At 51.6% G+C, this 25017-nt stretch carries 19 protein-coding genes and 1 riboswitch; of the genes, 12 read left to right on the top strand and 7 right to left on the bottom strand.

What is annotated here, in order from left to right; translation table 11 throughout:
• The first annotated feature begins 46 nt into the window (after positions 1–46).
• Positions 47–1711 (top strand): alpha,alpha-phosphotrehalase, encoded by a 1665-nt coding sequence (gene treC, locus BZG81_RS02655; protein WP_077676676.1) that lies wholly within the window; start codon positions 47–49, stop codon positions 1709–1711.
• 59 nt (positions 1712–1770) lie between these two features.
• On the opposite strand, the gene ilvN is transcribed toward treC, so the two are convergent.
• The 5 genes from ilvN to BZG81_RS02630 all read right to left on the bottom strand — a co-directional run bounded on the left by ilvN (position 1771) and on the right by BZG81_RS02630 (position 8014).
• Positions 1771–2268, bottom strand: coding sequence for an acetolactate synthase small subunit (gene ilvN / locus BZG81_RS02650; protein ID WP_021023377.1), 498 nt, complete (start codon positions 2266–2268; stop codon positions 1771–1773).
• Positions 2268–3986, bottom strand: a complete 1719-nt coding sequence (locus BZG81_RS02645) for an acetolactate synthase 3 large subunit (protein ID WP_077676675.1) — start codon at positions 3984–3986, stop codon at positions 2268–2270. Before BZG81_RS02645 ends, ilvN begins: the two co-directional genes overlap by 1 nt.
• 399 nt (positions 3987–4385) lie before the next feature.
• Positions 4386–6173 carry an AMP-dependent synthetase/ligase gene (locus BZG81_RS02640; protein WP_101494548.1) on the bottom strand — a complete coding sequence of 596 codons (1788 nt, stop codon included), beginning with the start codon at positions 6171–6173 and terminating at the stop codon, positions 4386–4388.
• A gap of 177 nt (positions 6174–6350) precedes the next feature.
• Complete coding sequence (locus BZG81_RS02635; protein ID WP_077669230.1) at positions 6351–7478, bottom strand: MJ1255/VC2487 family glycosyltransferase; 1128 nt, start codon at positions 7476–7478, stop codon at positions 6351–6353.
• Positions 7475–8014: a phosphatase PAP2 family protein gene (locus tag BZG81_RS02630; protein WP_077676674.1), complete on the bottom strand. Its 540-nt coding sequence runs from the start codon at positions 8012–8014 to the stop codon at positions 7475–7477. Before BZG81_RS02630 ends, BZG81_RS02635 begins: the two co-directional genes overlap by 4 nt.
• Before the next feature lie 529 nt (positions 8015–8543).
• On the opposite strand from BZG81_RS02630, the gene leuA reads away from it, so the two are divergent.
• From leuA to thiQ, 8 genes are all read left to right on the top strand, one after another.
• On the top strand, positions 8544–10106 hold the full coding sequence (gene leuA / locus BZG81_RS02625; protein WP_021023371.1) for a 2-isopropylmalate synthase: 1563 nt from the start codon (positions 8544–8546) through the stop codon (positions 10104–10106).
• A 2-nt stretch (positions 10107–10108) separates the two neighbouring features.
• On the top strand, positions 10109–11200 hold the full coding sequence (gene leuB, locus BZG81_RS02620) for a 3-isopropylmalate dehydrogenase (RefSeq protein WP_077676673.1): 1092 nt from the start codon (positions 10109–10111) through the stop codon (positions 11198–11200).
• 24 nt (positions 11201–11224) lie between these two features.
• On the top strand, positions 11225–12646 hold the full coding sequence (gene leuC / locus BZG81_RS02615; protein WP_077660508.1) for a 3-isopropylmalate dehydratase large subunit: 1422 nt from the start codon (positions 11225–11227) through the stop codon (positions 12644–12646).
• Positions 12647–12655: 9 nt separating this feature from the next.
• Positions 12656–13258: a 3-isopropylmalate dehydratase small subunit gene (gene leuD / locus BZG81_RS02610; RefSeq protein WP_077676672.1), complete on the top strand. Its 603-nt coding sequence runs from the start codon at positions 12656–12658 to the stop codon at positions 13256–13258.
• Between the two features lie 144 nt (positions 13259–13402).
• Positions 13403–14194, top strand: a complete 792-nt coding sequence (locus BZG81_RS02605) for a DUF547 domain-containing protein (protein ID WP_077676671.1) — start codon at positions 13403–13405, stop codon at positions 14192–14194.
• Positions 14195–14232: 38 nt separating this feature from the next.
• A riboswitch (TPP riboswitch) is annotated at positions 14233–14334 on the top strand.
• 52 nt (positions 14335–14386) lie between these two features.
• Positions 14387–15373 (top strand): thiamine ABC transporter substrate binding subunit, encoded by a 987-nt coding sequence (gene thiB / locus BZG81_RS02600; RefSeq protein WP_108743458.1) that lies wholly within the window; start codon positions 14387–14389, stop codon positions 15371–15373.
• Between the two features lie 5 nt (positions 15374–15378).
• Positions 15379–16968 (top strand): thiamine/thiamine pyrophosphate ABC transporter permease, encoded by a 1590-nt coding sequence (gene thiP / locus BZG81_RS02595; protein WP_077669225.1) that lies wholly within the window; start codon positions 15379–15381, stop codon positions 16966–16968.
• Entirely contained in the window at positions 16962–17660 is a 699-nt protein-coding gene (gene thiQ / locus BZG81_RS02590) for a thiamine ABC transporter ATP-binding protein (protein WP_021023364.1), read from the top strand. Before thiP ends, thiQ begins: the two co-directional genes overlap by 7 nt.
• 38 nt (positions 17661–17698) lie before the next feature.
• On the opposite strand, the gene BZG81_RS02585 is transcribed toward thiQ, so the two are convergent.
• Positions 17699–19072 carry a PhoH family protein gene (locus tag BZG81_RS02585; RefSeq protein ID WP_021023363.1) on the bottom strand — a complete coding sequence of 458 codons (1374 nt, stop codon included), beginning with the start codon at positions 19070–19072 and terminating at the stop codon, positions 17699–17701.
• Between the two features lie 315 nt (positions 19073–19387).
• Between BZG81_RS02585 and rapA the strand changes: the two genes are divergently transcribed.
• From rapA to BZG81_RS02570, 3 genes are all read left to right on the top strand, one after another.
• Positions 19388–22297: an RNA polymerase-associated protein RapA gene (gene rapA, locus BZG81_RS02580; RefSeq protein WP_077676669.1), complete on the top strand. Its 2910-nt coding sequence runs from the start codon at positions 19388–19390 to the stop codon at positions 22295–22297.
• A gap of 45 nt (positions 22298–22342) precedes the next feature.
• A complete protein-coding gene (gene rluA, locus BZG81_RS02575) occupies positions 22343–23065 on the top strand; it encodes a bifunctional tRNA pseudouridine(32) synthase/23S rRNA pseudouridine(746) synthase RluA (RefSeq protein ID WP_077676668.1) in 723 nt (240 codons plus the stop codon).
• Between the two features lie 69 nt (positions 23066–23134).
• Positions 23135–24115, top strand: coding sequence for a D-2-hydroxyacid dehydrogenase (locus BZG81_RS02570; RefSeq protein WP_077676667.1), 981 nt, complete (start codon positions 23135–23137; stop codon positions 24113–24115).
• Positions 24116–24148: 33 nt separating this feature from the next.
• On the opposite strand, the gene djlA is transcribed toward BZG81_RS02570, so the two are convergent.
• Positions 24149–24970, bottom strand: coding sequence for a co-chaperone DjlA (djlA, locus tag BZG81_RS02565; RefSeq protein WP_021023359.1), 822 nt, complete (start codon positions 24968–24970; stop codon positions 24149–24151).
• Between the last annotated feature and the right edge of the window lie 47 nt (positions 24971–25017).

The raw sequence follows: 25017 nt of genomic DNA, 5'->3' as shown, positions 1-25017 counted from the left end.
GCGGGGAGGGAACGCTCCCTGCTTTATTCGCGTTGAGAGAGACATTATGCACGCACATCCCTGGTGGAAAACGGCCACCATTTATCAGATTTATCCAAAAAGCTTCCGTGACACCACACAAACAGGGACAGGTGATCTGCCGGGCATTATCGAAAAACTGGACTACTTTTCGGCTTTGGGCATCGACGCCTTGTGGCTCACCCCCATTTATGTATCGCCACAAGTCGATAATGGCTACGACATTGCCGATTATTACGCGATTGACCCAAGCCTAGGCACCATGGACGACTTCGACATCCTGCTCGCCGAGGCACACAAACGAGATATCCGTATCATCATGGATATTGTCATTAACCACACTTCAACTGAGCATCCTTGGTTTCAATCAGCGCTTGCCAGCAAAGACAGCCCCTATCGCGATTACTATATCTGGAAAGACCCGGTTAACGGCGGCGCTCCGAACAACTGGCAGTCAAAATTTGGCGGCAGCGCCTGGCAATGGCATGAACCGACCGGTCAGTATTACCTTCATTTATTTGCCACCGAGCAAGCCGATCTTAACTGGGAAAACCCAGCGGTGCGGACCGCCGTCAAAGACGTGATGGCCTTTTGGGCAGAAAAAGGCGTGGATGGCTTTCGACTCGATGTGATCAATTTGATCTCCAAAGATCAGTCGTTCCCCAACGATTACCAAGGCGATGGTCGCCGTTTTTATACCGACGGTCCCCGCGTTCACGAATACTTGCAAGAGATCAGCCGCGACATTTTCCAGCGTTACGGCAGCGTCACCGTGGGCGAGATGTCTTCGACCACCTTAGAGCACTGTCAGCAGTATTCCGCGCCAGATGGCAAAGAGCTCTCCATGGTGTTTAACTTCCACCACTTAAAAGTCGATTATCCGGGCGGTGAGAAGTGGCGACTGGCGCCATTTGATTTCTTGGCCCTAAAACAGCTGTTCCGCACTTGGCAGCACGGCCTGCATAATCAAGGCTGGGGCGCATTATTTTGGTGTAACCACGACCAACCACGTGTGGTCAGCCGCTTTGGTGATGACCGCCGCCATCGCGTTGCATCCGCCAAAATGCTCGCCACTGCGATTCATATGCAGCAAGGCACGCCTTACGTGTATCAAGGGGAAGAAATTGGCATGACCAACCCTGGCTATCAACATATTGATGACTATCAAGACGTCGAAAGCCGCAACATGTACCATCTGCTTTGCGAACAAGGCATGCCTGAAGAGGAAGTGTTGGCCATTCTGGCGGCACGTTCACGCGACAATTCACGCACGCCCATGCAGTGGGACAGTTCAGCAAACGCCGGTTTTACCACAGGTGTGCCGTGGCTGAAGCCTGCGCCTAACTATGTTGACGTCAATGTCGACACCGCACTGGCGGATAAAGACTCGGTGTTCTATCACTACAAGCAGCTGATTTCCCTGCGCAAAACCTTACCCGTCATTCGTGAGGGAGATTATCAGGATTTGCTGCCTGACCACCCACAATTGCTCGCGTATCGCCGCGACAACGGCGACAGCCAACTGGTGGTGGTGTGTAACTTTTATGGCGAACCGGTGACAGCGACCTTGCCTGTCGCGCCTGCCCCAAACGCAGACTTGGTGAGCCATAATTACCCAGAAGCCAAGCCCTTGATGCCAGAAATGCAACTGGCACCCTATGAAGCCTTGGTGTATTTGATTAATCCCGCCTGACCGACAAAAAATGGCACGCCAAAGCGTGCCATTTTACTTACAACGACCAGTTGCTTTATTTACTGGCGCAGCGCTCGCTCGCCACGTGCAATGCCCACTACGCCACTGCGTGCAACTTCAATAATCTCGGTAATCTCACCGACCGCGCGAATAAAGGCATCCAGTTTGTCACTGTCACCGGTCAGCTGCACGGTATACAGCGAGTTCGTGACATCGACAATCTGACCACGGAAAATATCGGCGGTGCGTTTTACCTCCGCGCGGGCAAAGCCGCTGGCTTTTACTTTCACCAACGCCAGTTCACGCTCAATGTGATCGCTTTCGGTGACATTGCTCACTTTCAGCACATCAATCAGCTTATGCAGGTGCTTTTCGATTTGCTCGCGGTCCGCGTCGCTGACCACCGAGGTGGTGATATTCAAGCGCGATAAGGTCGCATCATCGGTGGGTGACACCGTGAGCGATTCAATGTTGTAGCCACGCTGAGAGAATAAACCCACAACCCGCGACAAGGCACCTGGTTCGTTTTCCATTAAAACCGATACAATACTGCGCATTAGGTTCTCTCCGTTTTGCTCAACCACATTTCATTCATCGCCCCACCGCGTACCTGCATTGGATATACATGCTCGGTTTCATCAACATGGATATCGACAAACACCAAACGATCTTTCATTGCCAGCGCCTTTTCTAGGCCGGCTTCCAGCTCGGACGGATGACTAATACGCATTCCCACGTGACCATAGGCCTCAGTAATCGCAGCAAAGTCCGGTACCGAGTCCATATAAGAGTGCGAGTGACGGCCTTGATAAATCATGTCCTGCCATTGTTTGACCATTCCGAGGAAGCGGTTATTGAGGTTCACAATCACCACCGGAATGTCATATTGCAACGCGGTGGAGAGCTCCTGAATGTTCATCTGAATACTGCCATCACCGGTGACACACACCACCTGCGCGTCCGGTAGCGCAAACTTGACCCCCATGGCGGCGGGAAGCCCAAAGCCCATGGTGCCTAAGCCACCCGAGTTAATCCAACGACGTGGCTTATCAAACGGATAATAAAGTGCGGCAAACATTTGATGCTGGCCGACATCCGAGGTCACATACGCATCACCATGAGTGAGGCGGTACAAGGTTTCAATCACCTGCTGCGGTTTAATCCGCTCAGGATCAGCAACATATTTCAAACACTGGCGCTCACGCCAAGTTTGAATATTGTGCCACCAGGTACTGATCGCATCGCTGTCGTTGCTGCCTCCCTGCTCCACCAGCAATTTGAGCATGCTACTGAGCACAGCATCGGCAGAGCCGACAATAGGAATATCGGCCGAGACAGTTTTGGAAATGGTCGAGGGATCCACATCAATGTGCATGATGGTGGCATCGGGACAGTACTTTTCGAGGTTATTGGTGGTGCGATCGTCAAACCGGACACCAATACCAAAAATCAGATCGGCTTGGTGCATCGCCATGTTGGCTTCGTAGGTACCATGCATGCCCAGCATACCCAGCGAATGTTCATGGGTGCCGGGAAAGGCCCCCAGCCCCATCAGGGTGCTGACCACCGGGATGTTCAAGCTTTCTGATAGCTGGCGGATTTGTTCGCCGCAATCGGCCATGATAGAGCCACCGCCGACATACAGCACCGGCTTTTTCGCCGCCAGTAGTGCTTTTAGTCCGCGCTTAATCTGCCCTTTATGGCCGGTTGTTGTCGGGTTGTAGGAGCGCATGCGCACACTATCAGGATACTGATACGGATGCTTTTTAGCCGGATTAACCATGTCTTTGGGGATGTCCACCACCACAGGGCCGGGACGTCCAGTCGAGGCAAGATAAAAGGCTTTTTTAACAATATTGGGAATATCTTCAGCGCGCTGGACTAAAAAGCTGTGTTTCACCACAGGACGAGAAATCCCCACCATATCGCACTCTTGAAAGGCATCATTGCCAATCAAACCACTCATCACCTGCCCAGAAAAAACTACCATGGGAATTGAGTCCATGTAGGCGGTGGCGATACCGGTAATCGCATTGGTTGCGCCTGGGCCTGAAGTCACCAGCACCACGCCTACTTCACCGGTTGCGCGCGCGTAACCATCCGCCATATGCACGGCCGCTTGTTCGTGACGCACTAACACATGATCGATACCACTTTTTTCATGCAATGCGTCGTAAATATCCAGCACCGACCCGCCTGGATAGCCAAAAATATGTTTTACGCCTTGATCGATCATGGAACGCACGATCATCTCGGCACCAGATAACATTTCCACTCTACGCCTCCCTGTTTGCATAGTTAGGACTTACTTTTAGCCTAATCCAGCTCCTTACACTTGGATGTACTGGTGGTGTGATCACACGGACATCAAAACCAAATACTGGCGATAAGGTAGCGTTAGATTGTTCGTTGGCCCGCCTCGACAGAAACGACCTCCAATGTAACGTTTTATTTGCAAAACTGTCCATTGGCTAACCAGTATTTACATTTAATCACTAGATGTTGAGTGTATGTTGCTGGATTACGCTGATGAGAAGGGAGTAAATCGACAACATTCACTAAAAAAGCATCGGCTTGCGAGATTTGCTATTCCGATAAAAGGCGATAAAGAGGAGAAAAGGGATAAAAACAGCGTATGAGGAGGCTCACCAATGAGCCCCCTAGCTAGAAACCGTCAACGCTGGTACATGGCGTCGATATGATGCTGGTAACGCGACAGGATCACTTTACGACGCAACTTCATGGTTGGCGTAAGCTCACCACTGTGCATACAAAAGCCCTGTGGCAACAAGGTAAAGCGTTTGACTTGCTCAAATTTGGCCAATTCATGTTGCAAGCTCTGTAAACGCTTTTCAAACAAGGCCACCACATCAGAATGTTTTAACAGCTCTTTGCGATTTTGATATTCGATGTTAGCCGTTCGCGCCCACTCTTCTAAGGCATCAAAGCAAGGCACAATCAAGGCAGAGACAAAATGACGCGCCTCGGCCACCACCGCTATCTGATCGATAAAATGATCACGCACCAAAGCGCCTTCTACCCGCTGTGGTGCTATATACTTACCGCCTGACGTTTTCATCAGCTCTTTAATTCGGTCCGTGATAAATACATTGCCGTGAGCATCGAGATACCCCGCATCGCCGGTTTTCAAAAAACCATCCGCGGTAAAGGTGGCCGCCGTCGCATCGGGCTGATTGAAGTAGCCACGCATCACCATCGGCCCACGCACTTGAATTTCATTATCCTCACCGATGCGCAATTGGGCGCCGGGCATCGGAGAACCAATCGACTGGGGGTCAAAGCAGGTATCATCCCAACAAGACACGGTGGCCGTGGTTTCGGTCATGCCATAACCGAGCTTCACGTTAATACCGATTGCATGGAAAAACGCGCCAATGTCAGGATCAAGACGCGCCCCACCGCATGGCATCAAGCGCATCTTGCCACCCAGCAACGCACGTAACTTACTGAGCACCAGCTTGTCGGCCAACACCAATTGCCATTGCTGACGCCGCGACAGTGATTGGCCTGCGCGTAACTGACTGGCATGACGCTCGCCTTGGCGCAGGGCCCAACGGAATAAATGGGGTTTAACGCCGGTGGCTCGACTGAGTTTGTCGTGAATAGCTCCATGGATTTTTTCGTAAAAGCGCGGTACGGCCGACATCACTGTTGGCTGAACCGACGCCAATGCCGATCGCACCTTTTGCGGGTCTGAGAGATAGGCATTGACCGCCCCACGATGTAAGACGTAATAGCTCCAGGCGCGCTCAAAGACATGTGATAAGGGCAGAAACGCCAAAGAGACGTCATGCGGTTCAATGGCGAGCACCTGATCATGTACATCAAGCTGCGCCGCGACGTTGGCATAATCGAGCATGACCCCTTTGGGCTCCCCAGTAGTGCCTGAGGTATAAATCAAGGTGATCAGATCGTCCATGCAGCGTGCGTCAATGCGCGTCTCTAATTCGGCTTGATAGCCACGATCGTCTTGCAATAACCAACTCGCCCAATCCCACACTTTAGGGTGTGCTGGCACCGGCGTCTCTTGGCTTAACGCCACCACACCTTTGATGTTTGGGCATTGCTCCAACGCCGCTACCGCCATTTCCAATTGATCGTCACCCGCGAAAATCCATTGCACATCGGCATCGTTAATAATGTATGCCGCTTGCTGGGCCGTGCTGGTCGCGTAAATCGGCACCGGCACAGCGCGAATTTGCAGTGCGGCATAATCTAACATTGCCCACTTTTCACTGTTTGGCGCGAAGATAGCGACGGTTTGCTGAACCTGACAGCCGGCTTTGAGTAAACAGCGAGACAGTTGATCAACACGCTCGCCGAGTTGACGCCAGCTAATACTTGTCCACTGGTTGTGTTGCTGGAAGCGAATCGCTTCTCGCTGATGCTGAGTGCGAATTTGCTCACGAAGGCGGGTAACAATATGGTATTGGGTGTTCACTATGCTTCTCTTGGGCTCACCTTTAGGCGAACACTTGTACGCTCAAATAATAAAGCGAGTCTACTGACCGCTCGGGTAAAAACAAGCAAAATCGAGCGAATACTCTAGTGAAAATGTAAAAACGTGATTCAGCGGCGTTGAGGCGTTAATCAGTCACCTTGTGCATAACGGATCCTATTAACGGTTCAACCGCTGTAACCTCAATCGGTTCGGCTCAACGCGTGTTGATAAGCGGTTGAAGTCTAAGATCGACTCTTCGACTGTTTCCGGATAATCAACCTGAGCCCACAAATGGTGAAATAGGCTGCGCGTCTGGCCCAACTCACCTTTGACTAGCCATTCCGCCAGAGCTTTAGCAACATCTGGGTATGCAATCGCGCCCACTGCAGGTGTCTGTAGCCATTCTCGGACAGCACGCGCATCCAAGCTATTCATAGTGTGCGCCAAGCCAAGCTGGGCGAGTGTCGCGACATTACTTAACTGCTCAAACTGACCAGACAGTGGTTTTAATAACAGTTTTTTACCCAACGTCAGCGCTTCAGACGGAAGTTCAAAGCCCCCATTCGCTATTACCCCCTGGCACTGATGTAGCGCCGAGTGAAAGCTTTCTTTGCCCAGCGGCATAAGCGTAAGGTTTTCTCGCTGCTCGAGCGCGCTTACCTCGGGGTGAAAGCAGACAAAAGGCTGGCTAAAGCGCAACAACAACTCACTGACCGCAGATAAAGATTCAAAGGGTAAATAGACCAGTACCGCCTTTTCTGCAACGAGCGACACCGTTGTTGCATTCGGCAGGCTGGTATCAATAATCGGAGGTAAAATCGCTTGGTTAAAGTGATACCAATGCAGGCCAATGGCATAGTCGGTTGGCGCAAAGTGGCGCATAATCAGACGATTAATCCAAGTTTCCCCGTGTTTGGGCACCGCGTGAGAAAACGCCGCTTGGTGACTGATGGCCACCGAGGGTATTCCTTGTTGGCGCGCCGCCCACGCACTGATGGGTTCAAAATCAGAGATGACCTTATCGTAGCCTGATACATCAAGCTGGCGAATATCCCGTCGCAGCTGCGCCAAGTGATTGTGTCTCGCCGTGGCCAACATATCAATTTTACCATCACGGCTCACAAAGCTCATCCCGGTAAAGGTCCGATAGTCACCGAATGGCGTCATATCAAAATAGTGCTCTGCCGGCCGACCAGAAAAAATAAAATCAACCTCGACATCGTACTCTGCCAAAGCACGCGCCATCGCTCGGGCTCGCGATATATGGCCGTTACCGGTTCCTTGAACACCGTATAAAAGCTTCATGAAAGACCTGCCATTCCGTAAAGATCCGCGGTGATGCTGTGCGCCACGTTGGCACACATTATCCCTAATCCTGCGCCCACAATAATGTCGGTCACAAAATGCACACCCAGTAACACCCGAGAAATGCCAATCAAGCTCGCCCAAATAAATACAAACAGCGTGAGCGATGGGAAAAAGATGCTCAGCAAAGAGGCCATTAAAAAGGCACCTGCGGTGTGGCCTGATGGCATACTGTATAGGTCAGACGGCGTGATAAAGGCGGGTAGCTGCGAAGGACGTGTGCGCCGGAAACTGCGTTTTAATACCCAGTAAATTGGCAGCTCAATGGCAAATGCAGTGAGCCCCGTGAGTAAAAACCAGAGCCCCACGGCTTCTTGCAGCCACCAAGCAGCTAACCCCACCACGATATAAAGAGGCCCATCGCCCGAGTGGGAAACGGCACGGGCCACTTTGGCGGTGTCAGCGCTAAAGCGATGCGATAGGCAAAGTGTCGATACCGAGTGGTCAAAGCGTTGAATCGCAGCAAAGCGTCTCATGGTATCTCCCAATACAGCGAGCTGATGATTAAACATTAGCCAGCCGGTGTGACAGGTCGGTGACGTTATTGGGACATCTCAATGAATTTACTCTGCCCCGTTGCCGCTAAAGATCAGCTGTATTGGCGTAATTAAAATAATGCAGGGTGGACAAAGCCGCCCCAGACCACAGCACAAAAGTCTAACTTTTAGTGTAAAAAGCAGTTTAATTAACCGGTTTCTCGCCTTTGTATTGCGCAGAAAACGGGTTTTGTTTTTTTCAGATTGACGCTTTCCCCATCGCTCTGTTATTTCTGGTAACAGAATATTTACTGACGGACATCAGCATGACACTGTTTCACCTACGCCTCATTCTCCTCCTTATCGTGACCCAGTCGCGCGGGTAGGTTTTGGGCAGAAAACAGTGAATGCCAAATCTCAAAAACCCGCGCCAGACGCGGGTTTTTTTGTATCTAATGTCGCCAAAATAAAACATATCGCCAATTAAAGAGCCATGACGGCGGCCAGCAAACACAACAGGGAGTTACTCATGAGCGAGAACAGCCAAGTCATTCTGTTTGACACCACATTACGTGACGGCGAACAAGCGTTGTCAGCAAGCTTAACGGTCAAAGAGAAACTGCAAATCGCGCAAGCTTTGGATCGTTTGAAAATAGACATCATTGAAGCTGGCTTTCCTGTGTCCTCTCCGGGCGACTTTGAGTCCGTACGTACCATTGCTCAGCATATGCAGCATGCCCGTGTCTGTGCTTTGTCTCGCGCTGTTCCTAAAGACATTGATGTGGCAGCGGAATCGCTCAAAGCCGCCGATGCTTTTCGTATCCACACCTTTTTGTCCACCTCTACCATTCATGTCAAAGACAAGCTTCGCCGCAGCTACGATGACGTAGTAGAAATGGGCGTGCGTGCAGTCAAACATGCGCGCCAGTATACGGATGATGTGGAGTTTTCCTGCGAAGATGCCGGACGCACCCCGATTGATAATTTATGCCGCATGGTCGAAGCGGCAATTGATGCTGGCGCCACCACGGTCAATATCCCAGATACAGTCGGCTATACGGTCCCCAGTGAGTTTGGCGATATCATTGCCAACCTGTTCAACCGCGTACCCAATATCGACAAAGCGGTGATTTCTGTTCATTGCCATGATGACTTGGGGATGTCGGTCGCCAACTCTATTGCCGCTGTACAGGCCGGCGCCCGCCAAGTCGAAGGCACGATTAATGGCATCGGCGAGCGCGCCGGTAACTGTGCGCTGGAAGAAATTGCAATGATCTTAAAAACCCGCGCTGACTTGTTAGGCGTGGAGACAGGCTTAAACCATACTGAAATCGCCCGCACCAGTAAGCTGGTTAGCCAACTTTGCAACATGCCAATCCAGCCCAACAAAGCCGTGGTCGGTACCAATGCCTTTAGCCACTCTTCTGGCATTCACCAAGATGGCATGCTGAAAAACAAAAATACCTACGAAATCATGACGCCAGAGTCGATTGGATTGGGTAAAAAATCATTGAATCTCACCAGTCGCTCCGGCCGCGCGGCGGTGAAAAGCCATATGGATAACCTTGGCTACAACGAGCAAGACTATGATTTGGAGACCTTGTATCAATCATTCTTGCAATTAGCAGATCGTAAAGGTCAGGTGTTCGATTACGACTTAGAAGCTTTAATGTTCTTCAACAACCTCAAAGAAGAGGACGATTTTTATAAGCTCAATTATTTAGGCGTGCAATCGGGTAGCTTAATGGCGACCACCAGCATCAAGTTGCAATGTGGCGATGAAGAAAAACGCGAAGCGGCGATTGGAAACGGTCCCGTCGACGCCTTGTACCAGTGCATATACCGGATCACCGGCTATGACATTGAGCTGGATAAATTCGATCTGACCGCCAAAGGAGAAGGGGAAGATGGCCTCGGCCAAGCCGATATCATTGCCAACTACAAAGGCCGTAAATATCACGGCACCGGGGTATCAACCGATATTATCGAGGCCTCCGGCGAAGCTTTATTAAACGTGATCAATGCTATTTATCGCGCCAACAAAATTGCGCAGATTAAGGAACAATCCCATTTAAAACAGGAGACAGTATAACCATGGCTAGCGCACACCAAATTGCAATTTTACCCGGCGACGGTATCGGCCCCGAAGTGATGGCGCAAGCCGAAAAAGTGCTTGATGCGGTTAGCGAGCGATTCGCTGTCACCTTTGAACGTCAGCATTATCCGGTTGGCGGTGCTGCAATCGACGCCCATGGCTCGCCGCTGCCCGCACACACCTTGGCTGGCTGTGAAAAAGCCGATGCGATTTTATTCGGCTCAGTCGGCGGCCCTAAATGGGAGCATTTACCCGCGACCGAACAACCGGAGCGCGGTGCTTTACTGCCGCTACGCAAGCACTTTGGTCTGTTTTGTAATTTGCGTCCGGCACAAATCCATACTGGTCTCGAAAGCTTTTGTCCGCTGCGCGCCGATATTGCCGACCAAGGTTTTAATATCGTGGTGGTACGAGAGCTGACCGGCGGGATTTATTTTGGTGAGCCCAAAGGGCGCGAAGGCGAAGGGCGCGAGGAAAAGGCGTTTGATACGGAAGTCTATCATCGCTATGAAATTGAGCGCATCGCACACATCGCCTTTCAATCCGCCCAGCTTCGCCACAAACAAGTGTGCTCAATCGACAAAGCCAATGTGCTGCAAAGCTCGATGCTGTGGCGCGAGGTGGTAGAAGCGGTGGCAAAAGATTATCCGGATGTCAGCTTAAGCCATATGTATATCGACAACGCTACCATGCAGCTGATTAAAGACCCGTCGCAATTTGATGTGATGCTGTGTTCAAATATTTTCGGCGACATCATCTCTGATGAGTGCGCGATGATCACAGGCTCTATGGGCATGCTGCCCTCAGCCAGTTTGAACGCGAGTAAATTTGGCTTGTATGAGCCAGCCGGTGGCTCCGCGCCCGATATCGCCGGGCAAAACATTGCTAATCCAGTGGCGCAGATTTTATCGGCGGCACTTATGCTGCGTTACTCGTTGGGCGAAGAAAACGCGGCCTGTGCAATTGAACACGCAGTGAGCCAAGCGCTGGCAGCCGGTGAACTGACGGCCGATCTGGCCGGTAACCATCCAGCACTGAGCACCGAGCAGATGGGCGATCGTATCGCCGCCTATATCCGCCAAGGCGCATAATCATTACCCGTAAGGATACGAGCTATGTCGAATGCAAACACCCAGCAAGGCGCCAAGACCTTGTACGAAAAAATTCACCAGTCTCACGTGGTCACTGAGCAACCAGGCGAAGCGCCGCTGCTGTATATCGACCGTCACTTGGTGCATGAGGTGACCTCACCACAAGCGTTTGACGGCCTGAGAGAGAAAGGCCGTCCGGTGCGCCAAGTGAGCAAAACCTTCGCCACCATGGATCACAATGTTTCCACCGAAACCAAAGACATTAACGCGTCAGGGGAAATGGCGCGCATCCAAATGGAAACCTTGGCTAAAAACTGCGAAGAATTTGGCGTCACCCTGTACGACTTGAATCACCCCTACCAAGGCATTGTCCATGTGATGGGTCCCGAGTTAGGGATTACTTTGCCTGGCAATACCATCGTCTGTGGTGATTCTCATACGGCAACTCACGGTGCTTTTGGTGCACTGGCCTTTGGTATTGGTACTTCCGAAGTCGAACACGTACTGGCCACCCAAACGCTCAAGCAATCCCGCGCCCGCACGATGAAAATTGAAGTCACGGGCAAAACCGCCCCCGGGATCACCGCCAAAGACATTGTCCTAGCGATTATCGGCCAAGTCGGTCATGCCGGCGGCACCGGACACGTGGTGGAATTTTGCGGTGACGCCATTACCGACTTGTCCATGGAAGGGCGAATGACGGTCTGCAACATGGCGATCGAATTGGGCGCGAAAGCTGGCCTGATCGCCCCCGATGAGACCACATTTGCCTATTTAAAAGACAAGAAATTTGCTCCTAAAGGTGAACAATGGCAGCAAGCGGTCGATTTTTGGCAAACCTTGCACTCGGATGCCGATGCGCAATTTGATCGTGTCGTGACACTCGATGGCAGTCAAATTCATCATCAGGTCACCTGGGGGACCAACCCCGGCCAAGTGGTTAGTGTGCACGATAGCGTGCCGGCCCCTGAGCACATGGCAGATCCGATCGCGCGCCACTCGGCGGAACGCGCGCTGAAATACATGGGGCTAACCGCAGGCCAAGCCATAACAGATATCCAAATTGATAAAGTCTTTATTGGCTCATGCACCAACTCTCGAATTGAGGACATGCGCGCAGCCGCGGCGGTCGCCAAAGGTCGGCACGTCGCAGATAGCGTCCATGCCATGGTGGTGCCAGGCTCAGAGCAAGTGCGTGCCCAAGCAGAGCAAGAAGGGCTGGATGTGATTTTCCGCGAGGCGGGCTTTGAGTGGCGCTTACCCGGCTGCTCAATGTGCTTGGCGATGAACAACGATCGCTTAGGCCCCAAAGAGCGCTGTGCATCGACCAGCAACCGTAACTTTGAAGGCCGCCAAGGCCGTGAAGGCCGTACCCACTTGGTCAGCCCAGCCATGGCCGCTGCTGCCGCCATTGCCGGTCACTTTGTTGACGTTAACCAATTATAAGGAGGCCTTATGTCAGGCATACACACTCATACCGGCATTGTTGCCCCATTGGATGCGGCAAACGTCGACACCGATGCGATCATCCCCAAACAGTTTTTGCAAAAAGTCACCCGCACCGGATTCGGCCAGCACCTGTTTCACGATTGGCGCTTTTTAGACGATGCGGGCAAACAGCCGAACCCCGAGTTTGTGCTCAATCAAGCGCGCTACCAAGGGGCGAGCGTGTTACTCACCCGCGAAAACTTTGGCTGTGGCTCGTCACGCGAACATGCTCCTTGGGCGCTGGATGATTACGGTTTTAAAGTGATTATCGCCCCCAGTTTTGCCGATATTTTCTATGGCAACTGCATTAATAACCAAATGGTGCCGGTGACCCTTGAAGAAGGCCAAATCGATGCTTTATTTACGTATGTGGCCGAAAATGAAGGTGCGACGGTAACGCTAGATTTGCCCGCCCAAACCATCCGTGCCGGTGAACACTGCTTTAGCTTCCAGATGGATGATTTTCGCCATCATTGCTTACTCGAAGGTTTGGATAGTATCGGGCTGACGTTACAGCACGAAGCGGAAATTTCGCGCTTTGAGCAGCAAATACCTGATTTTTTGGTGTAATACCATCCACTCATCTCTCGCCAATAAGTGCTGATTATTCCGCATTTATTGGCGTTCCTTCCCATTTTTCTATCCTCAATGAAACCAACCGCTGACTCGCTTGGTCTAGTCTCAAAGAAGGTTTGATCGCATTAAGGACTGACAATGCAAAAACATTTGATACTTCTGTTCGGGCTAGTGTTTCCGCTCATCAGTCAAGCCGCGCCCAAAGCGGACTACTGGGCAATGTGGGATGCACATAATCCTGACAGCCAAGCCACCTTCACGCATCACAGTTGGCAAGTATTACTCGATAAGTATTTACAGCCTCAGGGGCAGCACACCTTATTTAACTACGCAGCCGTCACCGAGGCCGATAAAGCGACCCTCGATCATTACATTCGCATGCTTACCAAGCGCGATCCGCGCACCCTGAGCAAAGACGAACAATATGCTTACTGGGTCAACCTTTACAATGCGGTCACGGTGACGCTGATTTTGGACGCCTATCCAGTCGGTTCTATCACCAAACTCGGTGGACTCTTTAGCTTTGGTCCGTGGGATGATGACGTAGTGACGGTGGCGGGCGAAGCCCTCACGCTCAATGATATCGAACACCGTATTTTGCGTCCGCTATGGCAAGATCCGCGTACCCACTATGCGGTCAATTGTGCCAGCCTTGGCTGTCCTAACCTGCAACCGCAAGCCTTTCAAGCCGACACCTTGGATGCGCAATTAGAACAAGCTGCCTACACCTTTATTAATAGTGATAAAGGCGTGAGTCAGCAGGGTAATCAGTGGCAGCTTTCTTCTATCTATGAGTGGTTTGAGACTGACTTTGGCGGCAGTGAACAAGGGGTGATCACCCATATCAATCAATATAGAGACATCAAGCTTCCCAAGGATGCACGCTTGGATTATGACTACGACTGGACGCTTAACCAACTCGCGGACTAAAAGGCTTGGTGAACACTAAGCCAATCAGTACAATAGCACCGTACTCATTGGGGAGCCTCATGGCTGAGATTGCGCGCGGCGCTAAACCCATCGAACCTGATCCAGCTAACACTGGCGTAGGGATTGAGACTTGATGTTGCCATCAACTTGCCTCAACACCCACGCCCAACTTAGGAGCGTGCTGTGAAAGTTATGATCTCTGTTCTCACTCTGGTTTCTTTATCGCTGTTATCACTCAGCGCCCGTGCCGCCGACCCTCTAACGGTCTATACCTATGATTCTTTTATCGCCGATTGGGGCGCAGGGCCAAAAATCAAAGCCGAATTTGAAAAACGCTGTGACTGCCAATTAGAGTTTGTGTCTCTTAGTGACGGTGCTGCTCTGCTTAATCGCTTACGTATCGAAGGCAATACTACCAAGGCTGATATTGTACTCGGTATGGATACTAACTTGATGAAAGAAGCTGAGCGTAGCGGCATTGTCGCCGAGCACGCGGTGAATACGGAGCGCCTACAGGTACCCGGCGGTTGGGATAATCCCTACTTTATCCCCTACGATTACGGCTACTTTGCCTTTGTGTATGACACCACGCGTTTGCTCGACCCGCCCAAAAGCTTGAAGGCTTTGATTGAGGAGCGTGACGATATCAGTGTGATTTACCAAGATCCACGTGTGTCAACAGTTGGCCAAGGCTTGATGCTGTGGATCCAAAAAGTATACGGCGATCAAAGCCAGCAGGCATGGCGCGACCTTGCCGACAACACTATTACCGTGACCAAAGGCTGGACCGAAGCGTACAACATGTTCCTCAACAAAGAGGCAGATATGGTGCTTTCATACACCTCTTCGCCCGCCTATCACCTGGTCGCTGACGATGATGACCGCTTTGCCGCCGCCATGTTTGAAGAAGGCCATTATATGCAAATTGAAGTGGCGGCGAAGTCTGCTTATACCGACCAACCAGAACGCGCCGATGCGTTTCTACAATTTATGCTCAGTGACACAGCACAGTCTGTGATCCCAACCACGCAGTGGATGTACCCGGTCACCGATGTTAGCTTGCCTGACGCCTTCTATACGCTGAACAAACCAGAAGAGAGCCTGTTGTACCAGCCCGATGAAGTGATGGGTAACCGTCAGCAATGGGTGCGCGATTGGCAAACCGCTTTGGTTGAATAACGTCGATGCTCAACCCTTCTCGAACCTGGCCGGGCAGTCTCGCGGCCAGCTTGGTCGTGTTATTAATTGGCAGCGCACTCTGGGCGCTGTTCTTACACAGTCAAGACTTGAAGCTGTCCGCCCTGTGGCAAGATGCCTATCTGCGCCATGTCACGCTGTTTAGCTTTAAGCAGGCTACCTTATCTGTGGTGCTCAGCGTTGGGCTCGCCATTCCTGTGGCCCATGCGCTGGCTCGGCGACAATTTCCAGGGAAAGCTTGGCTACTCAAACTGTTTGCCATGACCCTGGTGCTGCCGGTATTGGTGGGCGTGTTTGGATTGGTTGCCATCTACGGCCGTAGCGGTTGGATTGCACAAGCCTTCGCGTACTTTGATGCTGCGATGCCATTTTCTCTCTATGGCTTAAGCGGCATTTTGCTTGCGCATGTTTTCTTTAACCTGCCTTTTTCGGCCCAATTGATGGTGCAGGCCTTGGAAGGGATCCCGGCGGATCAAAGGCGCCTGGCAACCCAGCTTGGTCTAAGAGGCTGGCAACGTTTTCGCCACCTTGAATGGCCTTATCTGCGGCAAAGTCTACCCCATGTCGTCGGACTGGTATTCATGTTGTGTTTCACCAGCTTCGCCACCGTGATGGCATTAGGCGGTGGCCCCAAAGCGACCACCATTGAATTGGCTATCTATCAAGCCATTCATTTTGATTTTGACTTACAAACCGGTGCCGCTCTGGCGCTGTGGCAAATGCTCTTGTGCGGCACCTTTGCTTTTATTGTGCAAACACTGACTCGGCCGATTGCCAACACCCCCAGCGAAGTGCAACCGCTTCCATCGGCACTCGATAGTCGCACGGCGAAGTGTTGGGACAGTCTCTGGATTGCGCTGACTTTATTGTTGGTTCTACCACCTCTCGGGGTTGTGATCGCGCGTGGCCTTAACCCTAGCGCGTTAATTGTGCTGAGCGACACGGCATTATGGCAAGCCACCATGCATTCACTGCTTATCGCTACCGGAGCAATCGTCTTGGCCTTCGTGTTGGCCACCTCTGTCATCTTAGCCAGTCGTCATTGGCGCTTGAACGGGCGTAAGAAACAAGCGAATGGCATTGAAACGTTAGGGGCGATGATTTTAGTGGTACCCAGTATTGTCCTCAGTACCGGGCTTTTTTTACTGTTTCGCCAGTTTAGCGATGTATTCAGCTTGGCGCTGTGGTTGGTGATGGCCGTGAACGCCCTGATGGCGTTGCCCTATTTAATAAAAGTACTGAGCGCGCCCGCCTATCAACTTGCCCAGTCCTATCACAATCTTTGCGCTACCTTGGGGCTAAAAGGTGTCAACCGTCTACGTCTTATCGAATGGCAGTGTTTACGCGCCCCGATCGCGCGCGGCGTGGCGGTGAGTTTTGTGTTATCGATGGGCGATCTTAGTGCGATCGCACTTTTTGGTAGCCAAAATTTTCAAACCCTGCCGCTCTATTTGTTTCGCTTGATGGGGAGCTACCAAATGGACGCAGGCGCTGCCGCTGCCATGCTATTACTGCTTACCAGTTTGGGTTGCTATGCCCTAATCACTCGTCTGATCCAATGGAGACACGCATGCTGACGCTTTCCAATGTCCACTATCGTTACCAGCAAGATTGGATGATCTTTGATGCCCAAATAGCCCCTGGAGAGATTGTGGCTGTGCTCGGGCCCAGCGGTGCAGGCAAAAGCACCTTATTATCACTGATTGCTGGGCTGATCGCGCCAGATAGTGGCGAGATCACCATTGATGGCAAGCCTGTCACCACGACGCCCGCCCACCAGCGGCCACTGTCTATCTTGTTTCAAGAGCACAACGTATTTACCCATTTGTCAGTATTCGACAACATGGCAATTGGCTTGTCTCCCTCGCTTAAACTCACGGCCACACAGCAAGAGGCCGTGCGCCATGCTGCACACGCAGTAGGGTTGACCGATTATTTATCTCGTCTACCCAGCCAACTATCGGGCGGCCAACGCCAACGCATCGCCTTGGGGAGAAGCATCGCACGCAACCAGCCTTTATTACTGCTCGATGAACCCTTTTCGGCACTTGATCCGGCGCTAAAACAAGACATGTTAGCCTTGGTCAAACGTACCGCTCAAGAACAAGGCACGACGGTGGTGATGGTCACTCACCATCCAGACGATGCACAAGCGATCGCCAATCAATTTATCTATCTCGATAATGGCCGAATCCAGCTTCACGATCCGGTTGATACGCTCAAAACACCGCCAGCCATCATGCGTGATTATATCGGTGTCACGGCGTAACCCCATCAGTGGCGGCATAGAGGCCGCCACCTTGATGGTTAAAGGTTCTCTTCGGCAAACTCAGCCAGCCGGCTTCGCACCACACCATTGAGGTACACACACGCACTGCCTTCAAAGTTTTTAAACCGCTCGACAATGTAAGTCAGTCCGGATGTTACAGGTGTCAAATAGGAAGAGTCGATTTGCGCTAAGTTCCCCGAGCACACTAACTTAGTCCCCTCCCCACAACGGGTGATAATGGTTTTAAGCTGAGAGGCGGTCAGGTTTTGGCACTCATCCAAAATCACAAACGCGTTTTGAATCGAGCGTCCGCGCATAAAGTTAATCGATTTAAACTGCAGATTCGCTTTTTCCATAATGTAGCGCATCGAACCGTCAGTGCATTCATCATTCATGTGTAACGCTTCGAGGGTATCGGTCACTGCGCCGAGCCATGGCAGCATTTTCTCTTCTTCTGTCCCGGGGAGAAAACCAATCGACTCGCCAATATCTGGCGTATTACGGGTAACGATAATCTTATCGTACATGCCCTTTTCTACCACTAACTCTAATGCCGCAGCCATGGCTAAAATCGTTTTCCCACAGCCTGCAGGCCCTGTCAGAATGGTTAGATCAATCGTGGGATCAAGCAACGCATCCATTGCCATGCCTTGGTAGATATTTTTCGGTTTAACATCCCAAGCAGCACGGTGCATTAATCGCTCTCGACTGAGATCTTTGATGATCGCTTTATCACCATCAATGGCTTGTACTCGTGCGGCGAAGTCGTCACTTTCATCCAATAAGTACTGGTTCACAAAAGGCGTTTCTAATAGCTCAGCCGGTAATGTGTGGCGTGTTTCGGAGCCATAGGCCTGGCTGTCGCATTGCCCCACTTTATCCCAAAAACTGCCCGCACATTGATGGAAGCCTTTGGTGAGCAACCGAACATCATCAATCAGTTGGTCGGTACGGTAATCCTCGACATACATCACCCCCGCCCCTTTGGCGCGCAGGCGCATATTGATATCTTTGGTCACCAGCACGACTTTGCGCGGTGAGCGTTTGGTTTGAAGGTATAACACCGCATTTAAAATGCGATTATCGCCCGCTTTATCGGCAAAGGCATGGACCGTTTCTTTAATCTCAAAATCAGCCAGAATGGAGACGGTACCCGTCGCATCGCCTTTACCAACCACAATACCCTCGCCAATTTCATCGGGTGTGGCTTCTTTAAAGATATCTTCCAAGGCACGAATCGCCACACGGGCATCCCGAGAGACATCACGCTTGCTATCTTTAATACGGTCAAGCTCTTCGAGGACGGTCATAGGAATCACGACATCGTGTTCTTGGAAGGAATAGATGGCGAAAGGTTCGTGGAGGAGAATGTTAGTGTCTAATACAAACAGCTTCCGGTCGGCGTCGCCCATAGGCACCTCCTGTGTCGGCAATTCACTGTCGATGACAGCGCTTAAAGTAAGCATAGACCTGGCCGTTGCGCATCGCCCAACTTGTTTGATTGTGCCAGTTCACGTTTTCATCTTTGCCGCGCGTTGATGACGTTTGTATGTCAAGACGATCTTTGCCGCGATTGATGGAGTTTCATCGTGACCCTCCTCACAAGTTCGAGTACTATTGGCGACCAATTTTTTCAGTGCCACACTGAATAACACACTATTTAATCGGGTTGCGTTTGCGCGGCACCGAGTCTTTCGACAATCGAGTTAATTCAGAGGTTTTCCCTTATGTCATTTGCGCTTGGACAACGTTGGATCAGTGATACGGAGCATGATCTTGGACTGGGCACTGTGGTGTCCGTTGATGGCCGTACCGTGACCCTAATGTTTCCTGCTAGTGATGAAACACGGCTGTACGCCAGCCATGATGCGCCCGTGACTCGGGTGATGTTCAACCCCGGCGATGAGGTAGAAAGTCACGAGGGCTGGACCATGACCGTCTCGCGCGTTGAAGAAAACGACGGGGTGTTGACCTATTACGGCTATCGCGAAGACACCGAGGAAGACGAAGTCTCGCTGCGTGAAATCTTACTCAGCCATCAGATCCGCTTTAACAAGCCGCAAGACAAACTCTTTGCCGGTCAACTTGACCGCATGGATCGTTTTGCGTTGCGTTATCGGGCGTTAACCAATCAGCATCAGCAGTTGCGTAGCCCTCTACGGGGGTTGACGGGGATGCGTGCTGGATTAATTCCTCATCAACTTTACATTGCCCATGAGGTGGGTCGTCGTCACGCACCGCGGGTTTTGCTCGCGGATGAAGTCGGCTTAGGGAAAACCATTGAAGCGGGCATGATCATTCACCAGCAAGTGCTTGCAGGCCAAGCCGAGCGGGTACTGATCGTGGTTCCAGAAACCTTGCAGCATCAGTGGTTGGTCGAGATGATGCGCCGCTTTAATCTGCACTTCTCTATTTTTGACGAAGAGCGCTGTGTCGAGGCCTTTGCTGACTCACCCAACCCATTTGATACCCAGCAACTGGTGTTATGTTCACTGGAGTTTTTACGCAAAAACCGGCGTCGCGTCGAGCAAGTCTGTGACACCCATTGGGACTTATTGGTGGTGGACGAAGCACACCATTTAACCTGGACACCAACGGCACCGAGCCGTGAATATCAGATTATCGAAAGCATTGCTGAGCATACCCCTGGGGTGTTGTTACTCACCGCGACCCCTGAGCAGTTAGGTCAGCAAAGTCATTTTGCGCGTTTACGCCTGCTCGACCCTGATCGTTTTTATGATTATGACGCCTTTGTTGAAGAAGCCGAACAATATGCCCCTGTCGCCGAGGCGGTTGAAGCGCTACTTGCCGATGCCCCGTTAAGTGATAATGCCCAACGTAGCATTCGGGCGCTATTGCAAAGTGACGAGCTTGATGAACGCTTCAGCGCTATTGATAGCGATGATGATGCAACCAAGCACACCGCTCGCCAACAGCTGATTGATGATTTAATGGATCGCCACGGTACCGGGCGCGTTTTGTTCCGTAACACGCGGGCTGCCATCAGTGGCTTCCCTAGCCGGCATCTGCACATGCACCCTATGGCGTTACCGAGCCAGTATCAAACTGCCATGCGGGTGGCGGGCATGATGGGACGCACAAGCTCGAGCGAACAAAAAGCGGTACAAAATCTTTATCCTGAAGATATTTATCAGCAGTTTGAGGGCGATAGTGCCAGCTGGTGGGGCTTTGACCCACGTATCGATTGGTTGCTGGATTATTTAAAAACCCACCGTCGCGACAAAGTACTGATCATTTGCTCACGCGCGCAAACCGCACTGACGCTTGAGCAGGCCTTGCGCGAGCGTGAGGGGATCCGTGGCACCGTGTTCCATGAAGGCATGTCGATTGTTGAGCGTGATAAAGCGGCAGCGTACTTTGCCCAAGAGGAAGGCGGGGCTCAAGTCTTGATTTGCTCTGAAATTGGCTCAGAAGGCCGGAACTTCCAGTTTGCCCATCAGCTGGTGATGTTCGACTTACCGATGAACCCCGACTTGCTCGAGCAGCGCATTGGTCGCCTTGATCGTATTGGTCAGCGTCAAGATATTGCCATTCACGTTCCTTACCTTGAAGGCACAGCGCAAACCATTTTAGCGCGTTGGTATCACGAAGGGCTTGATGCCTTTGAGGATACCTGCCCAACCGGCCGTGCGGTGTTTGAGCAGTATGGCGAGACATTGTTAACCCTGTTAGCCAATAATCAACATGATGATGCGCTAAATACGCTCATTCACGATAGCGCCGCCATGAATCAACGCCTTAAAGCAGAAATGGAGCAAGGCCGCGATAAACTGCTCGAGATGCACTCACACGGCGGGGAGGCTGCCAAGCAGCTGGCGCAAACCATCGCCGATCAAGATGGCGATACGGGCCTTGTCACCTTCACGCTCGGTCTGTTTGATACCATCGGCGTTAATCAAGATGACAAAGGTGAAAACGCCATCGTGGTCAAGCCGTCGGAGCAGATGATGGTGCCCAGTTACCCTGGCCTACCAACGGATGGGTGCACACTGACCTTCGACCGCGATACGGCACTCAGTCGCGAAGATGTGCAGTTTGTCTCTTGGGAGCACCCGATCGTGCGTGGCGGTATCGACTTATTGCTGAGCGAAAACATCGGCACCACCGCGGTCTCTTTGCTCAAAAACAAAGCGCTGCCTGTGGGAACCCTGTTTGTTGAACTGATTTACACCATTGATGCACAAGCCCCTAAATCGTCGGGTATTCATCGCTTTTTACCGCAAACGCCGGTGCGGTTGCTTTTGGATGCGAACGGCAATGATCTCTCAGCCAACGTTGAGTTTGAATCGTTTCATCGCCAGCTCAGCCCGGTGAATCGTCATTTAGGCAGTAAAATGGTCAACTCGGTTCAAGCCCAAGTCCACCAGCTGATTGAGAAAAGCGAACCGCTGGCCCAAAAAGCCTTGTCTGAGATTCAAACGGCCGCCCACCAAGAGATGGACAGCGAGCTGAATCAGGCCTTAGCACGGCTCGATGCACTGAAAACGGTTAACCCCAATATTCGTGATGATGAGCTCGACGCACTACGGGATCAGATCAGTACCTTGTCGCATCATATTCAACACGCACAAGTCGATTTAGACGCCCTGCGTTTGATTGTGGTCAGCCACCAATAATCACCCTTTGAACGAAGGCGGGGCCAGCCGGCCCCGAACCCTTATATGGCAATCATTGAGTATCATCCTCCCACTACACCTTGGCTCGATATCTTGTATCAAGATGCCGATCTGGTGGTAATTAATAAACCCAGTGGATTATTGGCTAACCCTGGCCGTGATCCTGCGCATTACGACAGTGCGTGGTCACGGGTTAAAGCCGAATTCCCGGACGCAGAGCTGGTCCATCGTTTAGATATGTCGACCTCTGGCGTCATGGCGTTTGCCGCGCACAAAGCCGCTGAGCGACACCTTAAAGCGCAATTTCGCGAGCGCGTGCCCACCAAGTTGTATTACGCCGAAGTGTGGGGGCACCCTATACACGACGAGGGAAATGTCGATCTGCCCTTGATTTGCGACTGGCCCAATCGCCCCAGACAGAAGGTCTGTTTTGAACACGGCAAGCCCTCGCAAACGCACTACCGCTGTTTGCATCAGCATGCACAGACAAGCTTAATGGCATTGTATCCTCTCACCGGCCGCTCTCATCAGCTCCGTGTGCATATGCAGGCCCTTGGGCATGGGATTGTCGGCGATGAGTTTTATGCGCTGCCAGAAGCTTTTGAGTATGCCTCTCGCCTTCATTTGCATGCCGCAGAATTAAGCATTTTGCATCCTGTCACTGAAACGCCGATGCACTTTCAAGCGCCCTGCACATTTTATCCGCAGATGCCGGATAATCGACTAGCGAGTGAGTATCAGCTTGCGCCTGCTAACCTCACAGGCTGACCATTAAGGTTTGCAGAAAAGCTACTAATCTCACATTCTAGGGCCATGCATTGAGACACGGAGATCAACATGGCTCATCACACCCCCATCAAGGTGGTTTTTCTCGATAGAGACACCATTCCTGCTCACATTACGCTGCCAACGCTTCATCACCCCCATCATTGGCAATCCTACCCTGCCACCGCTCCCGGTGACGTGATCGATCGCCTGCAACATGCCGATGTGGCAATCACCAATAAAGTCGTGATCAATGAAGCAATACTGACTGCACTTCCCAAGCTAAAACTGATCGCGGTCGCGGCAACCGGGGTCAACAATGTCGATTTAGCGGCTTGTCAGGCACACGGCGTACAAGTCTGCAACGTACAAGGGTATGCCACCCAATCCGTGCCCGAGCATGTCATGGCTCTGATTTATGCCTTGAAACGTCAGCTGATGGGTTATCATGCCGATGTGCGTCAAGGTGAATGGCAAAAACGGGGCCAGTTTTGCTTTTTTACTCACCCGATAGGCAGTGTCGCTGGCAGTTCCTTAGGGATTATTGGCAAAGGCGCACTAGGAGAAGCGGTCGGGCAATTGGCCCAGGCCGTTGGCATGAAAGTCATGTTTGCCGAGCATCAAGGGGCGAGCCATTGCCGGCCAGGCTATCAGCCCTTTGAACAGGTGATTCAACAGGCTGATGTGCTGTCGCTGCATTGCCCGTTAACCGACAAAACCCGACATCTGATTAATCAAGATGTGTTGGCCAAGATGCCACAGCATGCCATTTTGATTAATACTGGGCGCGGCGATCTCGTGGATGAACATGCCCTGTTATATGCGTTAAAACGCGACCAAATTGGTGGTGCTGGCTTGGATGTACTCAGTCAAGAGCCCGCCCCCGACGCACATCCGTTAGTTGCAGCATCATTACCCAACCTTATTGTCACCCCGCATATTGCTTGGGGCGCTGACGAAGCCGTTCACATTCTGGCACAACAGCTGATCGCCAACATTGATGGGTTCTTTCGTGGTGCACCACAACACACCCTGATTGATGCGCTTGATTGATGATCGCGACGATTAATCAACCTAACGAGCCCGCTATATATCGCGGGCTTTTTTCACTACGTCGTACGCTTTTTGGATTTCTTGCGCTTTTTCTTTCGCCATCTCCATCATTTCTGGCGGTAAACCTTTCGCCATCAATTTATCGGGGTGATGCTCATTCATCAGTTTCCGATACGCTTTTTTCACCTCCTGAGAGGAAGCAGAAGCGTCAACACCTAACACATCATAGGCATCGTCGATTTCATTCTGCTGCGGCGGCGCACCGGGGCCATCGGATTGATGCTGCCAGCCGCCTTGATAGCCTTGACTAAAGCGAAACGCAGCTTCTTGCATTCGCAAGCGCTGTTCCAGTTGCTGTGGCGAAAAGCCCAACTTTTCGGCAATTACATACAAAAGTTCACGCTCTTTAGGATGGATCTCACCATCGGCAAACGCAGCTTGTATCTGCATTTCCAAAAAGACACGCGATAAATCACGTTGCCCCTGGCTTAAGGCACGAATACCGTTGAGGGTTTCATCCAGCGGAAAGTCACTGTCTTTTCCCTCGCGAAACGCCTGCTGGGCCAATTGCCTGGCTTCACCTTGCAACTGCATGCGATCCATCAATAAGCTGGCGAGCTGAATTTCTTGTTGCGTCACCTGCCCTTTAGCTTTCGCCATATGTCCCATCACGGCAAAGGTGCCATGGAAAAAAACACGTTGTGCTTGTGGCCCTTGGCCACCCAAACCGCCGAAACGCGCGCGCTGTTTCGCTTTATCAAACTGATGACCTAAGAAAAGGCCAAGAAGAAAACCGATTGGGCCTCCCAACAATGTGCCGAGAATTGCCCCAATTACCTTGCCATTTAGTCGCATGCCATGGTCTCATTGCTAGTTTCACACCCTGCACATTTAAAGGTGAT

Origin of the sequence: Salinivibrio sp. MA607 (assembly GCF_001996245.1) — a bacterium.
Classification (GTDB): domain Bacteria; phylum Pseudomonadota; class Gammaproteobacteria; order Enterobacterales; family Vibrionaceae; genus Salinivibrio; species Salinivibrio costicola.
The sequence above is the reverse complement of the archived record's forward strand: the minus strand, read 5'-3'. Positions and strand labels throughout refer to the sequence as shown.

Excerpts from the sequence above, each read along its gene's own strand:
- treC (WP_077676676.1), top strand. The coding sequence starts at position 47 with ATGCACGCACATCCCTGGTGGAAAACGGCCACCATTTATCAGATTTAT.
- ilvN (WP_021023377.1), bottom strand. The coding sequence starts at position 2,268 with ATGCGCAGTATTGTATCGGTTTTAATGGAAAACGAACCAGGTGCCTTG.
- BZG81_RS02635 (WP_077669230.1), bottom strand. The coding sequence starts at position 7,478 with ATGAAGCTTTTATACGGTGTTCAAGGAACCGGTAACGGCCATATATCG.
- BZG81_RS02630 (WP_077676674.1), bottom strand. The coding sequence starts at position 8,014 with ATGAGACGCTTTGCTGCGATTCAACGCTTTGACCACTCGGTATCGACA.
- leuA (WP_021023371.1), top strand. The coding sequence starts at position 8,544 with ATGAGCGAGAACAGCCAAGTCATTCTGTTTGACACCACATTACGTGAC.
- leuB (WP_077676673.1), top strand. The coding sequence starts at position 10,109 with ATGGCTAGCGCACACCAAATTGCAATTTTACCCGGCGACGGTATCGGC.
- leuC (WP_077660508.1), top strand. The coding sequence starts at position 11,225 with ATGTCGAATGCAAACACCCAGCAAGGCGCCAAGACCTTGTACGAAAAA.
- leuD (WP_077676672.1), top strand. The coding sequence starts at position 12,656 with ATGTCAGGCATACACACTCATACCGGCATTGTTGCCCCATTGGATGCG.
- BZG81_RS02605 (WP_077676671.1), top strand. The coding sequence starts at position 13,403 with ATGCAAAAACATTTGATACTTCTGTTCGGGCTAGTGTTTCCGCTCATC.
- thiB (WP_108743458.1), top strand. The coding sequence starts at position 14,387 with ATGATCTCTGTTCTCACTCTGGTTTCTTTATCGCTGTTATCACTCAGC.
- thiP (WP_077669225.1), top strand. The coding sequence starts at position 15,379 with ATGCTCAACCCTTCTCGAACCTGGCCGGGCAGTCTCGCGGCCAGCTTG.
- thiQ (WP_021023364.1), top strand. The coding sequence starts at position 16,962 with ATGCTGACGCTTTCCAATGTCCACTATCGTTACCAGCAAGATTGGATG.
- BZG81_RS02585 (WP_021023363.1), bottom strand. The coding sequence starts at position 19,072 with ATGGGCGACGCCGACCGGAAGCTGTTTGTATTAGACACTAACATTCTC.
- rapA (WP_077676669.1), top strand. The coding sequence starts at position 19,388 with ATGTCATTTGCGCTTGGACAACGTTGGATCAGTGATACGGAGCATGAT.
- rluA (WP_077676668.1), top strand. The coding sequence starts at position 22,343 with ATGGCAATCATTGAGTATCATCCTCCCACTACACCTTGGCTCGATATC.
- BZG81_RS02570 (WP_077676667.1), top strand. The coding sequence starts at position 23,135 with ATGGCTCATCACACCCCCATCAAGGTGGTTTTTCTCGATAGAGACACC.
- djlA (WP_021023359.1), bottom strand. The coding sequence starts at position 24,970 with ATGCGACTAAATGGCAAGGTAATTGGGGCAATTCTCGGCACATTGTTG.